This window comes from Anoxybacillus suryakundensis (assembly GCF_001418025.1).
GTDB classification, from domain to species: Bacteria; Bacillota; Bacilli; order Bacillales; family Anoxybacillaceae; genus Anoxybacillus; species Anoxybacillus tengchongensis.
Genome location: NZ_LIOK01000003.1, coordinates 169,282 through 184,994 on the forward strand (window position 1 = coordinate 169,282; position 15,713 = coordinate 184,994).

General features: G+C 44.9%; 13 protein-coding genes. 12 read left to right on the forward strand and 1 reads right to left on the reverse strand.

Going from position 1 to position 15,713, the window contains the following annotated elements:
- Positions 1-3 precede the first annotated feature (3 nt).
- From argJ to clpB, 8 genes are all read left to right on the forward strand, one after another.
- Positions 4-1,230: a bifunctional ornithine acetyltransferase/N-acetylglutamate synthase gene (argJ, locus tag ASC42_RS03245; protein ID WP_055440531.1), complete on the forward strand. Its 1,227-nt coding sequence runs from the start codon at positions 4-6 to the stop codon at positions 1,228-1,230.
- Between the two features lie 12 nt (positions 1,231-1,242).
- Positions 1,243-2,001, forward strand: coding sequence for an acetylglutamate kinase (gene argB, locus ASC42_RS03250; RefSeq protein WP_055440532.1), 759 nt, complete (start codon positions 1,243-1,245; stop codon positions 1,999-2,001).
- Positions 1,998-3,155, forward strand: a complete 1,158-nt coding sequence (locus ASC42_RS03255) for an acetylornithine transaminase (protein WP_055440533.1) — start codon at positions 1,998-2,000, stop codon at positions 3,153-3,155. Before argB ends, ASC42_RS03255 begins: the two co-directional genes overlap by 4 nt.
- Before the next feature lie 49 nt (positions 3,156-3,204).
- On the forward strand, positions 3,205-4,272 hold the full coding sequence (locus tag ASC42_RS03260) for a carbamoyl phosphate synthase small subunit (protein WP_055440534.1): 1,068 nt from the start codon (positions 3,205-3,207) through the stop codon (positions 4,270-4,272).
- Positions 4,265-7,369, forward strand: a complete 3,105-nt coding sequence (locus ASC42_RS03265) for a carbamoyl-phosphate synthase (glutamine-hydrolyzing) large subunit (protein ID WP_055440535.1) — start codon at positions 4,265-4,267, stop codon at positions 7,367-7,369. The genes ASC42_RS03260 and ASC42_RS03265 overlap by 8 nt, the downstream gene beginning before the upstream one ends.
- Entirely contained in the window at positions 7,366-8,310 is a 945-nt protein-coding gene (argF, locus tag ASC42_RS03270; RefSeq protein ID WP_209424217.1) for an ornithine carbamoyltransferase, read from the forward strand. The genes ASC42_RS03265 and argF overlap by 4 nt, the downstream gene beginning before the upstream one ends.
- 89 nt (positions 8,311-8,399) lie before the next feature.
- Positions 8,400-8,579 carry a YjzC family protein gene (locus tag ASC42_RS03275; protein ID WP_003395421.1) on the forward strand — a complete coding sequence of 60 codons (180 nt, stop codon included), beginning with the start codon at positions 8,400-8,402 and terminating at the stop codon, positions 8,577-8,579.
- Positions 8,580-8,664: 85 nt separating this feature from the next.
- The gene (gene clpB, locus ASC42_RS03280; RefSeq protein WP_055440536.1) at positions 8,665-11,247 is read left to right on the forward strand and encodes an ATP-dependent chaperone ClpB; all 2,583 of its coding nucleotides are present in this window, start codon (positions 8,665-8,667) and stop codon (positions 11,245-11,247) included.
- Between the two features lie 24 nt (positions 11,248-11,271).
- Here clpB and ASC42_RS03285 read toward each other — a convergent pair whose 3' ends face one another.
- Positions 11,272-11,451: a YjzD family protein gene (locus ASC42_RS03285; RefSeq protein WP_055440537.1), complete on the reverse strand. Its 180-nt coding sequence runs from the start codon at positions 11,449-11,451 to the stop codon at positions 11,272-11,274.
- A gap of 139 nt (positions 11,452-11,590) precedes the next feature.
- On the opposite strand from ASC42_RS03285, the gene ASC42_RS03290 reads away from it, so the two are divergent.
- From ASC42_RS03290 to fabF, 4 genes are all read left to right on the forward strand, one after another.
- A complete protein-coding gene (locus ASC42_RS03290; protein ID WP_055440538.1) occupies positions 11,591-12,292 on the forward strand; it encodes an alpha/beta hydrolase in 702 nt (233 codons plus the stop codon).
- A 90-nt stretch (positions 12,293-12,382) separates the two neighbouring features.
- Positions 12,383-13,336, forward strand: coding sequence for a BMP family ABC transporter substrate-binding protein (locus tag ASC42_RS03295; RefSeq protein ID WP_167338089.1), 954 nt, complete (start codon positions 12,383-12,385; stop codon positions 13,334-13,336).
- A gap of 102 nt (positions 13,337-13,438) precedes the next feature.
- Entirely contained in the window at positions 13,439-14,371 is a 933-nt protein-coding gene (locus ASC42_RS03300; RefSeq protein ID WP_055440540.1) for a beta-ketoacyl-ACP synthase III, read from the forward strand.
- Positions 14,372-14,403: 32 nt separating this feature from the next.
- Positions 14,404-15,645 (forward strand): beta-ketoacyl-ACP synthase II, encoded by a 1,242-nt coding sequence (gene fabF / locus ASC42_RS03305; RefSeq protein ID WP_055440585.1) that lies wholly within the window; start codon positions 14,404-14,406, stop codon positions 15,643-15,645.
- The last annotated feature ends 68 nt before the right edge of the window (positions 15,646-15,713 follow it).

A 15,713-nucleotide genomic window follows, 5' to 3' on the forward strand; every position in this document is an offset into this window, starting at 1 on the left:
AAAGTGAAAGTGAAAGAAAAAAAAGTGAAATATATAGCCGATGGAACGATTGTCACGCCGAAAGGATTTCAAGCAGCAGGTGTGCATGCGGGCTTACGTTATACGAAAAAAGATTTAGGGGTGATCGTTTGTGACGTGCCCGCATCATGTGCGGCAGTATATACGCAAAACGTGTTTCAAGCCGCTCCATTGCAAGTAACAAAGCAAAGCATCGCTGTTGAAAACAAGCTGCAAGCAGTAATCGTCAACAGCGCGTATGCCAACGCATGTACAGGCGAACAAGGATTAAAAGATGCGTACGAAATGAGAAAATTGTGTGCGGAGACGTTCGGGCTCCATGAGCATCTTGTCGCTGTGGCATCGACAGGGGTGATCGGTGAATGTTTGCCGATGGAAAACATTCGCGCAAGCATCCCAAAATTGAAACCGACGGCAGAATGGGCTGGAGCGGTTGATTTTCAAACGGCGATTTTAACGACCGATCTTGTCATGAAAAAAACGTGCTACGAAACGATCGTGGACGGTCAAGTCGTGACGGTCGCAGGAGCGGCAAAAGGATCGGGGATGATTCATCCGAATATGGCGACGATGCTTGCTTTTATTACGACGGATGCAAACGTTCCGTCAGATGTGTTACAAGATGCTCTTCGTTCGATTACAAATGTGTCGTTTAACCAAATTACTGTTGACGGAGAAACGTCAACGAACGATATGGTCATCGTCATGGCGAGCGGGTTAGCAGGCAATGAGCCGCTTTCTCCACAACATCCGGATTGGGCGAATTTTTATGAAGCGCTTCGCCAAACGTGTGAACATTTAGCGAAACAAATTGCGCGCGACGGTGAAGGGGCAACGAAATTGATTGAAGCGCGCGTCAAGGGAGCGCGAACAGACGAAGAAGCAAAATGGGCAGCCAAACATATCGTCGGCTCGAATTTAGTGAAAACAGCGGTGTATGGGGCGGATGCCAATTGGGGGCGTATTATCGGCGCGATCGGTCATAGTGGAGCAACGATCAATCCCGACTGTGTTGACGTATGGATTGGCTCCATTCAAATGTTAAAGCAAAGCCAACCGGTACCGTTTTCAGAGGAAGAGGCGAAAGCGGCCTTAATGGAAGATGTTGTCGTCATTACAGTCGATTTACATCTCGGTGAAGGAGAAGGTATCGCGTGGGGGTGCGATTTAACGTATGACTACATTAAAATTAATGCGAGCTATCGCACGTAAGGGGGGAGCGGTGTGATTGTTATTAAATGTGGCGGCAGCGTGCTTCATGAGTTATCCCCATCGTTTTTTACGAGCGTAAAACAACTAAGAGAAAGCGGACTTGATGTTGTCATCGTTCATGGCGGCGGGCCAGACATTGGGCAGTTGTTGAAGGCGCTCAACATTCCATCTGAATTTGTAAACGGCTTGCGAAAAACGACCAAAGATGTGTTGGACGTTGTCGAAATGGTGTTAAACGGAAAAGTGAATCAAACGCTCGTCTCTCTTTTGCAAGCAAACGACATTCGCGCAGTAGGGTTATCGGGTGTGGATGATCGTCTTTTACAAGCAAAGCCAATTGATCTTCATGCGCTTGGTTATGTCGGTGAAGTCGTGAACGTTCGTGGGAAGCTTGTGCATACGTTGTTGCGTCACGGATACGTTCCCGTCATTGCGCCAATCGGTGTAGATGAAGGTGGGCAAACGTATAACATTAACGCAGATACAGCCGCAGCGGCTATTGCGCAGGCACTTTCGGCTGATAAACTCGTTTTTGTCACAGATGTGGATGGCATTTTAAACAATGGAGAAGTTGTGGAAGAAGCGACAGCTCAAATGATTGAAGCGATGATCGCAGACGGAACGATTTCAGGTGGGATGATTCCGAAAGTCAAAGCCGCCCTTCATGCGCTCCACTCGGTCAATGAAGTGGCCATTGTAAGCGGAAAAGTTCCGTTTTATAAAGAAGGAACGTGGCGTGGAACGATGATGAAGAAAGAGGTGTATGTATGATTTTTCCTACTTATCAACGTTTTCCGATTACGGTCGCAAAAGCGGAAGGGACGAAAGTCATCGCGACGGATGGAAAACAATATATCGATTTTGTTGCCGGTATTGCGGTATGCAATCTTGGTCACCGTCATCCTGCTGTGCAACAAGCGTTAGAAGCGCAGTTAAACGAAGTATGGCACGTATCGAATTTATTTCATCTTCCGATTCAAGAACAAGTTGCTTCCCTTCTTGTTCAACATTCTGTTGGTGACGCCGTATTTTTTTGCAATAGCGGAGCGGAGGCGAACGAAGCGGCGATCAAGCTCGCACGTAAACATACAGGACGGTCGAAAATCATTACGTGTGAACAGTCGTTTCACGGACGCACATTTGCGACGATGTCAGCAACAGGGCAGGCGAAAATTCACGACGGATTCGGCCCGTTGTTACCGACGTTTGTGTATGTGCCGTTTAATGATATAGATGCGCTTGAGAGAGAAATGGATGAAACAGTTGCAGCTGTGATGGTCGAAGTGGTGCAAGGTGAAGGCGGTGTTGTCGTCGGAGAAAAGTCGTTCTTGCAGGCGGCAGAACAGCTTTGCCAAACGTATGGCGCATTGCTTATTGTTGATGAAGTGCAAACAGGGATCGGTCGAACAGGAACGTTGTTTGCTTATGAACAATTTGACATTTCACCAGATGTCATTACCGTTGCGAAAGGGTTAGGAAGCGGATTTCCTGTTGGAGCGATGATCGGAAAAAAACATGTGGTCGCAACGTTTAGCGCAGGGGTGCACGGTTCGACGTTTGGCGGAAATGCTTTAGCGATGGCAGCGGCGAAAGCAACGCTTGGGATCGTCACTCAGCCTTCGTTTTTACAAGAAGTACAGGAAAAAGGAATGTATTTCAAAAATAAATTAGCTGGGCAATTAAAAGACGTTCATATCGTTCAAGATGTGCGTGGTTTAGGGTTCATGATCGGCATCGTATGTAGCGAACCAGTGGCAAACATTTTGCCTCATATTCATGAAAAAGGGTTGCTTGCCTTAGCAGCGGGACCGAACGTCATTCGTTTATTGCCACCGCTCATCGTGACGAAAGAGGAACTTGATGAAGCGATAAATATATTACAAGAAGCGTTAACGTCGTATGAACGCGATTTTTTATACGTATAAATGAATAAAAATTCTTTTTGTTTAATAAACATTCGTTTGGGGTGTGAACATGGAGGCGTATTTACATTTACAAAACGGCAAAATTTTTTTCGGAAAATTGGAAACAACATGGACGGGAGATGTTACGGGAGAAGTCGTTTTTTTTACAGGGATGACAGGATATCAAGAAGTGTTAACTGATCCATCGTATAAAAATCAAATCATCGTTTTTACGTATCCGCTTATTGGAAATTATGGCGTTAACGAAGTTGATTTTGAAAGCAAACAGCCACATGTCAAAGCAGTCATCGTTTATGAAGTAGAAGAAACGGGCTATCATTACGAAGCGACATATAGTTTCAAACAATATTTGCAAAAATGGAACGTTCCGCTTCTCACTCATGTGGATACGCGAGCGGTTGTGAAACAAATTCGTGAGCATGGAGCGATGCCTGCCGTCATTTCAACGAGTCAACAAGCGATCGTGCATATGGAGGAACAAGCACCTGTTCCGCTCGTTAGCACATCGGAAATAAAAACATATGGAGACGGTCATATGCACGTTGTTTTATTTGATTTTGGCTACAAAAAATCAATCGTTCAATCGCTAATCAAGCATGGCTGTCGCGTGACCGTCGTTCCGTACAATACGACGTTACAAACGGTAGAACAACTTGATCCAGATGGGGTGTTGTTATCAAATGGACCAGGGGATCCGAAACAGTTGTCACATCATTTGCCGAACATTTTATCGGTCATTGAACGCTACCCAACGCTTGCGATTTGTCTTGGACATCAGCTCGTGTCGCTTGCTTACGGTGGAGATACGGAAAAATTGCCGTTTGGGCATCGCGGAGCGAATCAGCCGGTATATGATGCGAAAACGAAAAAAGTGTTCATGACGTCACAAAATCACGGCTATGTCGTTAAAGCGGAAAGTTTAGCCGATACGCCGCTTTCCATTCGCTTTATTAACGTCAATGACGGTTCGGTGGAAGGCGTCCGTCATGAAACAAAGCCGATTTTATGCGTGCAATATCATCCGGAAGCGCACCCTGGACCAAACGATACGCAGTTTATTTTTGCCGAATTTGTCGACATGATGAAAGCAGCAAGGAAGGAGAAAGTGTATGCCTAAAGATACAACGTTACGTTCGATACTTGTCATCGGTTCTGGCCCGATCGTCATCGGGCAAGCAGCGGAGTTTGACTATTCAGGAACGCAAGGTTGTTTAGCGTTAAAAGAAGAAGGATATCGCGTCATTTTAGCAAACAACAATCCTGCGACAATTATGACGGATGAGGTGCATGCGGATGCTGTATATTTTGAACCGCTCACCGTTGAAAGTATGGAAAAAATTATCGCAAAAGAGCGACCCGATGGGCTGTTGGCTACGCTTGGCGGGCAAACCGGACTGAATTTGGCTTTTGCGCTCCATGAACGTGGTATTTTACAAAAATATAACGTTCGCTTGCTCGGCACACCGATTGAATCGATTAAACGTGGCGAAGACCGTGAAGCGTTTCGTGCCTTAATGTATGAATTAAGCGAGCCGGTGCCAGAAAGCGAAATTGTGACGACAGTTGAAGAAGCCGTGCAATTTGCGAAACGAATCGGGTTTCCAATCATCGTTCGCCCAGCGTATACGCTTGGTGGAACAGGTGGTGGCATCGCACAGACGATGGAGGAGCTTGTCGACATCGTTACAAAAGGATTGCAAGAAAGCCCGATTACGCAATGTTTAGTGGAACGAAGCGTCGCTGGTTTTAAAGAAATTGAATATGAAGTGATGCGCGATTATACAAATACGTGCATTACGATTTGTAATATGGAAAATATTGATCCAGTTGGCATTCATACGGGCGATTCGATCGTCGTTGCTCCGTCGCAAACGTTGACGGATGTCGAATATCATATGTTGCGCTCAGCTGCCATTAAAATTATTTCGGCGCTTGGTGTTGTCGGAGGATGCAACATTCAATTTGCGCTCGATCCAAAAAGTAAAAAGTATTATTTAATTGAAGTAAATCCGCGTGTGAGCCGATCATCTGCGCTCGCATCGAAAGCGACAGGTTACCCGATCGCAAGAATGGCGGCAAAATTAGCGGTCGGTTATACGCTTGCGGAACTAGTGAATCCAGTGACAGGACATACGTATGCGAGCTTTGAACCTGCGCTTGATTACGTCGTCGTGAAATTTCCGCGTTTTCCGTTTGATAAATTTTCGTTTGCTGATCGTCGTCTCGGCACACAAATGAAAGCGACAGGAGAAGTGATGGCGATTGACCGCAATTTCGAACGTGCATTGCAAAAGGCGCTTCATTCACTTGAGTTAGACCATATCGGTTTATATTCACCAACAATTGCGAAACAGCCGACAAAGTCGTTAATGGATATCGTGAAAATGGGAGATGATCGACGCTTTTTCGCTATACTCGAGCTGCTTCGCCGCGGTATAGCGACAGAACAAATACACGAATGGACGAAAATCGACTTATATTTTTTAACGCGTTTTGCCCAGCTTATTGCGCTTGAACAACAGGCGAAAGAAACGACGCTTCATTCGATTGATGAACAAACATTTCGAATGCTAAAAGAAAAAGGTTTTTCTGATGCGTATTTAGCTTATATATGGAACGTTGATGAAAAAGATGTGCGCGAAAAAAGAAAAGCATACGGCATTGTACCAGCTTATAAAATGGTCGATACGTGTGCAGCGGAATTTTCAGCAGAAACATCGTATTACTACTCGACATATTTCGGTGAAAGCGAAGTACAAACGAGCGATAAGCCGAAAATGCTTATTCTCGGCTCAGGTCCGATTCGCATTGGGCAAGGTGTTGAATTTGATTACAGTTCCGTTCATTGTGTGTACGCTCTGCAGCGAGCAGGCTATGAAGCCATTTTAATGAACAACAATCCAGAAACGGTAAGCACCGATTTTACCGTTGCGGATCGTTTATATTTTGAACCGCTTACCGTTGAAGATGTATTGAATGTCGCAGAAGCCGAAAACGTTGAAGCGGTTATCGTGCAATTTGGCGGTCAAACGGCCATCAATTTAGCAAATAAGCTTGAAGCGTACGGCGTTTCGATCATCGGCATGAATAGCGATACGATCGATCAGTTAGAAGATCGGGAACGTTTTTATGCGCTCCTTCAGTCGCTTGACATTCCACACGTAAAAGGGACGATGGCAAACAATGAGGAAGAACTACGAATAAAAGTAGAAGAAATTGGATACCCACTGTTACTTCGTCCATCGTATGTCATTGGCGGACGAGGAATGCATATTGTTGATGATAAACAACAGCTTTCTGAACTTGTCGAGCAAGGTCTTGTATATCCTGTATTAATTGACGAATATATGCGTGCAAAAGAAGGCGAGCTTGACGCTATTTGTGACGGATATGACGTGTTCGTGCCCACGATCATTGAACATGTCGAAAAAACGGGCGTTCACTCTGGCGATAGCTATGCGTTTCTACCTGCCCAATCGTTTACGGAAGAGGAAAAGAAAAAAATGATCGATTATGCGAAACGCATCACAAAAAAGCTTCATTTTAAAGGGTTAATGAACGTTCAGTTTATCGTACGAGACGGGGAAGTGTACGTATTAGAAGTGAATCCACGCGCAAGTCGGACCGTTCCGATTGTGAGCAAAGTAACAGGCGTGCCAATGGTTCAACTAGCGACAAACGTATTGCTTGGGAAATATTTGTCGGAAGAAGTCAAACAAACCGTTTTACTCCCGTATGTTGTCTTAAAATATCCGGTATTTTCGACATATAAATTGCCTGGTGTCGATCCGCTCGTTGGGCCGGAAATGAAATCGACAGGCGAAGGCATTAGCATCGCAAAAACGGTAGAAGAAGCTGCATTAAAAGCGTTTTATCCATATCTCGTAAAGAAAAAAGAGGCGTACGAAATATACATCGATGCGCCAGAGCATGTGACATCGCTCCTTGAACGAGCACAACGCCACGGTCTAAAAATTGTGACAGACGAGCCGTTTGAACAATGGATAGAGAAAAAAGAAGGACTTATATTTGTTAGTTTATTGCGTGATGAACGGAGCGAGTTGCGACGTAAACAGGCGCTTGCCCGTCATATGCTCGTGGTGACGGAAGAAGAAACAGCACATTTATTTTTACAAGCGTTGTCTGTGCAACATTTTTCTGTTTGTTCGATTCAAGATTGGTTAAAAAATTTACGTGAAGTGGTGAGAAAATGAATATGACAGCAACGATTCAATTAAAAGGGAAAGATTTTTTAACATTAGCGGACTATTCAAAAGAAGAAATCGAGTATTTGCTTCATTTAGCGCTTGAATTAAAAGAAAAGCAACAAAGTGGTGAGCGGTATACGCCGTTAAGCGGCAAAACGTTGGCGATGATTTTTGAAAAGCCGTCCACGAGAACGCGCGTCTCATTTGAAGTGGGGATGGTGCAACTCGGCGGGCATGCGCTCCATTTAAGCAGCCGCGATTTGCAAATTGGACGCGGCGAGACGATTGCCGATACGGCGCGCGTGCTGTCGCAATATGTGGATGGGATTATGATTCGCACATTTGAGCATGAAAAAGTAGAAGAGCTCGCCCATTATGCAACGATTCCAGTCATTAACGGCTTAACCGATGACGACCATCCGTGCCAAGCGCTTGCGGATTTATTAACGATTTACGAAGTGAAAGGAAAACTGCAAGGGTTAAAGCTTTCCTACATCGGTGACGGCAACAATATGGCGCATGCGTTAATGTTAGCTGCGGCAAAAGTTGGAATGGATTGTGCTGTTGCTTCACCGAAAGGATATGAGCCGAAACAAGCGATCGTCAATGAAGCGAAACAAATGGCGAGCGAAAGCGGAGCGACGATCGTTGTGACAAACGATCCGTACGAAGCGATTGCTGATGCGGATGTGGTGTACACAGACGTTTGGGCAAGCATGGGGCAAGAAGCGGAGGCGAACGAGCGCATGCACATTTTTGCCCCATTTCAAGTGAATGAAGCGCTCGTTCAACAAGCGAAACAAGATTTTATGTTTCTACATTGCTTGCCAGCACATCGCGGAGAAGAAGTGACGGAAGATGTGATCGATGGGAAACAGTCGTACATTTTCCAACAAGCAGGCAATCGCCTTCATGCACAAAAAGCGTTGCTCGTTTCATTACTGTAACAGTTGGATGTCCATCCGTTATTTCTCATCATGTTTACGAAACAAAACGGACATATTATAAAATGATGAGACGATGAGGAGGGATACGGATGGGACAAAGTAGACATTTCCGCCCGGGTCAAAAAGCGCCAAACAACGGTATATATATCGAAATTGGTGAGACAGGGGATCAAGTAAAAAATCCGAAAAAATTAAAACTAAAAGCAGGTGACCGTTTCCCTGAAACGTCAAATCATAACCGCATTTGGACATACTTTCCGAAGCCGTAAGCCATCCTTGCATAAGGGTGGCTTTCTCGTTATAATACGTAATAGATAAAGGTCAAATAAAGTCAAAGTCAAAGGGGTGAATGTGATGAATATGCAACAAATGACGGAAAAAGTGCAAGAAGCACTTATGCGCGCTCAATCGTTAGCGGTCGAAAAACAACATCAAGAAGTGGACGTCGAACATGTATGCATCGCGCTTTTCGAGCAAGAAGATGGGCTTGCTCGGCGTATTTATGAAAAAATGGGCGTTGCCGTTTCTCAATTGATGGAGGAATGGAACAAGCAACTTAACAAAAAACCACAAGTTATTTCGAGCTCGGAGGCAGGGAAAATATATGTAACAAGTCGTTTGCAACAATGGCTTGTGCGCGCCGAACAAGAAGCGAAACAAATGAAAGATGAATATATATCCGTTGAACACTTGTTACTTTCGCTCGTGGACGACAAGGAAGCGAAACCGATTTTGTCGCGCTATGGAATTGACCCGAGGAAGTTACGAGAAACGATTATGGGAATAAGGGGGGATCAACGCGTGGTTAGTCCAAATCCAGAAGCTACATATGAAGCACTGCAAAAATACGGTCGCGATTTAGTGGCAGAAGTGAAAGCAGGAAAAATTGATCCGGTCATCGGTCGCGATAGTGAAATTCGGCGCGTCATTCGCATTTTGTCACGTAAGACGAAAAACAATCCCGTTTTAATCGGTGAACCGGGCGTCGGAAAAACGGCGATTGTCGAAGGATTAGCGCAACGCATCGTGCGAAAAGATGTGCCAGAAGGGTTAAAAGATAAAATGATTTTTGCACTCGATATGAGTGCTCTTATTGCCGGTGCGAAGTTTCGCGGCGAATTTGAAGAACGGTTAAAAGCAGTACTAAATGAAGTCAAAAAAAGTGAAGGACGCATTATTTTATTTATTGACGAACTGCATACGATCGTCGGGGCAGGACGAACAGACGGTGCATTGGATGCCGGCAACATGTTAAAGCCGATGCTTGCTCGTGGGGAATTGCATTGTATCGGAGCGACGACGCTTGATGAATACCGGCAATATATTGAAAAAGACCCGGCGCTTGAACGTCGTTTCCAACAAGTGCTCGTCGAAGAGCCGACGGTTGAAGATACGATTTCGATTTTGCGCGGATTGAAAGAGCGTTTCGAAATTCATCACGGTGTCAACATTCACGACGGCGCGCTCGTGGCGGCGGCGACATTATCCGACCGTTACATTTCCGATCGGTTTTTACCTGACAAAGCGATCGACTTAGTTGATGAAGCGTGCGCGATGATTCGCACAGAAATCGATTCGATGCCGACAGAATTGGACGAAGTGATGCGCAAAATGATGCAGCTTGAAATTGAAGAAGCAGCGCTCAAAAAAGAACAAGATGAAGCGAGCAAACAGCGCCTGCAAGCGTTATCGCAAGAGCTGGCGAATTTGCGCGAAAAAGCAAATGCGATGAAAGCGCAATGGGAAAAAGAAAAAGAAGCGATTCAACACGTACGCGCGTTGCGTGAACAGTTAGAAAAAGCAAAGCGCGAGTTAGAAGAAGCAGAAAACAATTACGATTTAAATAAAGCGGCGGAACTCCGCCACGGACGCATTCCACAGCTTGAAAAGGAATTGAAGCAGCTCGAACAGAGCGAAAAAGAGCGACGACTGCTACGAGAAGAAGTGACGGAAGAAGAAATTGCAACGATTGTGTCGAAATGGACGGGCATTCCGGTGACAAAGCTTGTCGAAGGTGAACGGGAAAAATTGTTGCGGCTTTCCGACATTTTACACGAGCGCGTCATCGGGCAAGATGAAGCGGTCGAGCTAGTGAGTGATGCAGTATTGCGTGCGCGTGCAGGCATGAAAGATCCGAATCGTCCGATCGGTTCATTTCTTTTCCTCGGTCCGACAGGTGTCGGAAAAACAGAACTGGCGAAAGCGTTAGCGGAAGCGCTTTTTGATAGTGAACAACAAATCATTCGTATCGATATGTCCGAATATATGGAAAAACATGCGGTGTCGCGTTTAATTGGCGCGCCTCCGGGATATGTCGGCTATGAAGAAGGCGGTCAACTCACCGAAGCGGTGCGCAGAAAACCATATGCGGTCATTTTGCTTGATGAAGTGGAAAAAGCGCATCCAGAAGTGTTTAACATTTTACTGCAAATGTTAGATGACGGTCGCATGACGGACTCGCAAGGGAGAACGGTCGACTTTAAAAATACAGTCGTCATTATGACGTCCAATATTGGATCACATACGTTGTTAGAAGCGGTCGATGCGCATGGCGAGGTAAACGAAGAAGCGCGTGAACAAGTGTTGAAACAATTGCGTATGCATTTCCGTCCAGAGTTTTTAAACCGCATTGACGATATTGTATTATTTAAGCCATTAACAGTACGTGAAGTAAAAGGCATTGTTGAGAAGTTTATGAAACAATTAGAAGAACGGTTAGCGGAACGTCATATGACAGTCACATTAACGGACGAAGCGAAAACGTACATTGCGACACACGGGTTTGATCCTGTATACGGTGCGCGTCCATTAAAACGATTCATTCAAAAACATATTGAAACGAAGCTAGCACGCGAAATGATCGCTGGGCATATCGCCGATTACAGCACGATTACAATTGATGTGGAAGAAAATGAATTAGTCGTAAAAAAAGGATAAACGGGCGAACGCCGTTTATCCTTTTTAATGATGCACAGGGTCGTTTGGAATGAGTTGAGCGATTGCGATAATGAGAACGGTTGCAACGACAGCCAACGTTGTACCTGTTGAGAAATGGTACGCCGCACCGATCATCGAGCTAACGACGTATGTCACCATGTTTACTAATAAAAACGTCCAAAAAAACGTCCAAAAAATACGCATATAACTCCCTCCTTTACGCTCTTTTTTCATCTTATCATAAATGATGGATAAGCGAAAACGAAAAATTATAAAGCCTAGTACACGAAAAAGAAAATGGCATACGATATATTGTACAATGATGTGCTTAAGGTGGACGGTTATGACAGAGAAGCAACGATTTTTCCAATTTAGCGAGCAATGGTGTGCGATTCATGTTCCAGAGCGGCCGAACGGATTTGCATTACTTATTTTAGGAGATGTATCTCATTTTGTCGATGACAAGACGAGCTTATGGATACAACATGTTGGAAAAAACAAGTTGTTACACGATTTATTACAACATGGGTATACGATTTTTTATTCGCATTTGTACGGCGCCAATTGGGGAAGTCCTAAAGCCGTCAAACTAGCGAAACAGCTTATTCATTACGTATTAAAAACAGAAATTTTAAATGAACGCATTTACGTGTTGGCAGAAGGAATGGGGGCACTTGTCGGCGTACAATTAATGAACGAATTGGGCGACCAAATACGCGCGATTGCGCTATTAAACCCTTGTTTATCTTTACAAGCACAATTGCAATATGAAAAAGAGCATAAATTTTTTTATAAGCGACTGTTGCGCCAACTAAAACAAGCATATGGGCAAGAAGAAGTTGAACGATGCATCCCTCCACTCTGTCCGCCCGTTGTGCCGATGAAAATTTGGCAAGTATCAGGGGTGAACCGATATCCGTCAACGATTCACGCACGAGCATATGCTCAAACGTTTCACGTTCCTGTATCGTATCATTTACCAGAAAAAACATATATGTTTGCGCAGGCGATTCATGACTTTTATGAGCAATATAGTGACGTATAGTCCCCATACCCGTGGGGATTTTTTCTTTACCGATAAGAAAGGAAACAAGTAAAATAAAAAATGAGACGGGAAAAGGAGTGTTGCATGTTGATGTGGCGATATACATATTTGATTTTTGCACTACTTGTTATTTTAACTTCTTGCACCCCTGCTCAATTATCGTCGGGGAATGTACAAAAAGTTGGGCTGCTTGTTTCTGATACGATTGATGATCAAGTGTGGGGAACGAAAGGATATAAAGGGTTGCTTCGCGTTCAAGCGAAATTTGGTGTCGATGTGTTTTATCGTGAAGGGGTAAACTCAAAAGCCGCCACTAAACAAGCGGTAAAAGAATTTCATCGAAAAGGCGTCAATTTAATTTTCGGGCATGGGAACGAATATGGGGAATATTTTGATGACATCGCAGAAAAATACCCGAACGTCCATTTTGTGTTTTTTAACGGAGAAGCGAAAAAGAAAAATGTAACGAGCTTTCAGTTTAAAGGGCATGCGATGGGCTTTTTTGGCGGTATGGTCGCAGGGCATATGACGAAAACGAATAAAATCGGTGTTATTGCTGCGTTTGAATGGCAACCGGAAGTGGACGGCTTTTTTGAAGGAGCGTTATATGAAAACGAAAACGTTCACGTTGATGTAGAATATGTGCAAAGTTGGGATGACATTGATACAGCGATGGCAATTGTTGAGCGAATGATCGCTGATGGGGTCGATATCGTATATCCTGCTGGCGATAAATTTAGCGTACCGATCATTGAAAAAATGAAAGAACATGGGCTATATGCGATTGGCTATGTGACAGACCAAGCAGATTTAGGGGAACGTACTGTGCTGACGAGCACCGTCCAACATGTCGATGCACTATATGAGCTCGTTGCGCAAAAGTTTATCGACAAAGAGTTAACGTCAGGAACGACATATGTTGATTTTCAAGACGGTGTCGTTGAACTCGGCACGTTTAGCCCGCTTGTCGATGAATCGTTCCAACAAAAAATAACAGAAGCCATTGAACGATATAAAAAAACGGGGAAATTGCCAAATGAGTGAGGTGGGGAATCCCTCCTCATTTTTTTATTGCACGAAACGAGAAAAGAAAGTAAAATTAGTACCAAGTAATAAAGTTTGATAATAAAAGGAGACGATATTTCCGTGAGTGCAGGAATTATTGGAATTGGACGATATTTGCCAGAGCGTATTGTGACGAATAAAGAATTAGAACAACGAATGGATACGTCTGATGAATGGATTCGGACGCGCACAGGCATTGAAGAGCGGCGCATCGCTTCAGAAGATATGGATACGTCTGATATGGGATATATCGCAGCGAAGCGCGCGCTTGACGATGCGGGCATTTCTCCCGAACAAATTGATTTGATTTTAGTGGCAACGGTGACACCAGATCGCGCGTTTCCGTCTGTTGCATGTATGCTGCAAGAAAAGCTTGGTGCGGTGCGCGCGGCGGCGCTTGATGTGAGCGCAGCATGCGCAGGATTTATGTATGCCATGGTGACGGCGAAACAATTTATTGAAACGGACACGTACAAATATGTGCTCGTTGTCGGGGTAGAAAAATTATCGAAAATCGTCGATTGGACGGATCGGAACACAGCGGTGTTGTTTGGGGACGGTGCAGGCGCTGTTTTGATGGGAAAAGTTTCAAAAGGCCGCGGCATCGTGTCGTTTGAGCTCGGTGCGGACGGAACAGGCGGAAAATATTTATACGAAGACGATTATGTCGTGATGAACGGACGAGAAGTATTTAAATTTGCTGTGCGTCAAATGGGAGAGTCGTGCATTCGTGTGCTAGAAAAAGCAGGGTTGACGAAGGCGGACGTTGACTTTTTAATTCCACATCAAGCGAACATTCGCATTATGGAAGCGGCGCGCGAACGGTTAGAACTACCTGTTGACCGCATGTCGATTACCGTGAACAAATACGGAAATACATCTGCCGCATCGATTCCTATTTCACTTGTCGAAGAAGTGGAAGCTGGGCGCATTCAAGATGACGATTTAATTATTATGGTCGGCTTCGGCGGTGGATTAACGTGGGGCGCTATTGCGTTGCGCTGGGGTAAATAACGATGTATGATGAAACAAAGGAGTGATGAGTGGTGGCAAAAAGACGAGTTGTTGTCACGGGGTTAGGAGCCGTGACGCCGTTAGGAAATGACGTTGAAACGACGTGGAAAAACATCGTTGCTGGACAATCGGGCATCGGTCCGCTCACACGATTAAACGCAGACGATTTTCCTGCGAAAGTGGCAGCGGAAGTGAAAGATTTTCAAGTTGAACAGTTTATGGATAAAAAAGAAGCGCGTAAAATGGATCGCTTCACACAATACGCAGTCGCGGCTTCGATGATGGCAGTAAGAGATGCGAATTTACAAATTACAGAAGATAACGCAGCGCGCGTTGGCGTATGGATCGGTTCAGGCATCGGCGGAATGGAAACGTACGAGGAACAGCTGAAGACGTTTTTAGAAAAAGGGTATCGCCGCGTGAGCCCATTTTTCGTTCCGATGATGATTCCAGATATGGCGGCAGGGCAAGTGTCGATTATGCTTGGCGCAAAAGGAATGAACTCATGTACGGTGACCGCTTGCGCAACAGGAACGAACTCGATTGGCGATGCGTTTAAAGTTATTGAACGCGGTGATGCGGACGTCATGATTACAGGCGGAACAGAGGCGCCGATTACACATATGGCGTTTGCAGGATTTAGCGCCGCAAAAGCGCTCTCGTTTAATCCAGACCCAAAAACAGCGTGCCGTCCGTTCGATCAACATCGCGACGGATTTATTATGGGGGAAGGGGCTGGCATTATCATTTTAGAAGAACTTGAACATGCGCTAAAACGCGGTGCGCGCATTTATGCAGAAATTGTCGGCTACGGTGCGACAGGCGATGCGTATCATATTACGGCGCCAGCACCTGGCGGAGAAGGCGGCGTACGCGCGATGCGCCAAGCGCTTCGTGATGCGAATATGCAACCAGAAGACATCGATTACATTAATGCACACGGAACGAGCACAGAGTATAACGATAAATATGAAACGATGGCGATTAAAGAAGTATTTGGTGAACATGCGTACAAATTAGCGGTCAGCTCGACAAAATCAATGACTGGTCATTTGCTTGGCGCAGCTGGTGCGATCGAAGCGATTTTCTCCGTTTTATCGATTTACGATGGCGTCATTCCGCCGACGATTAATTATGAAACGCCAGATCCAGAATGCGACTTAGATTACGTGCCAAACGTTGCCCGCAAACAAGACGTGCGTGCCGTATTAAGCAACTCGCTCGGTTTTGGTGGACATAATGCGACAATTATTTTCAAAAAATATGAAGGATGAGGCTCTCCTCATCCTTTTCACATTTTCCTTTCGTTTGTCGTACAATGCGATAACGAAAGGGGAGAGAG

What these genes read in the sequence shown, in the direction of transcription:
- argF (WP_209424217.1), top strand. Translation starts at nt 7,366, where the DNA reads ATGAATATGACAGCAACGATTCAATTAAAAGGGAAAGATTTTTTAACA.
- clpB (WP_055440536.1), top strand. Translation starts at nt 8,665, where the DNA reads ATGAATATGCAACAAATGACGGAAAAAGTGCAAGAAGCACTTATGCGC.
- ASC42_RS03295 (WP_167338089.1), top strand. Translation starts at nt 12,383, where the DNA reads ATGTGGCGATATACATATTTGATTTTTGCACTACTTGTTATTTTAACT.
- ASC42_RS03265 (WP_055440535.1), top strand. Translation starts at nt 4,265, where the DNA reads ATGCCTAAAGATACAACGTTACGTTCGATACTTGTCATCGGTTCTGGC.
- ASC42_RS03255 (WP_055440533.1), top strand. Translation starts at nt 1,998, where the DNA reads ATGATTTTTCCTACTTATCAACGTTTTCCGATTACGGTCGCAAAAGCG.
- ASC42_RS03260 (WP_055440534.1), top strand. Translation starts at nt 3,205, where the DNA reads ATGGAGGCGTATTTACATTTACAAAACGGCAAAATTTTTTTCGGAAAA.
- ASC42_RS03285 (WP_055440537.1), bottom strand. Translation starts at nt 11,451, where the DNA reads ATGCGTATTTTTTGGACGTTTTTTTGGACGTTTTTATTAGTAAACATG.
- ASC42_RS03290 (WP_055440538.1), top strand. Translation starts at nt 11,591, where the DNA reads ATGACAGAGAAGCAACGATTTTTCCAATTTAGCGAGCAATGGTGTGCG.
- ASC42_RS03275 (WP_003395421.1), top strand. Translation starts at nt 8,400, where the DNA reads ATGGGACAAAGTAGACATTTCCGCCCGGGTCAAAAAGCGCCAAACAAC.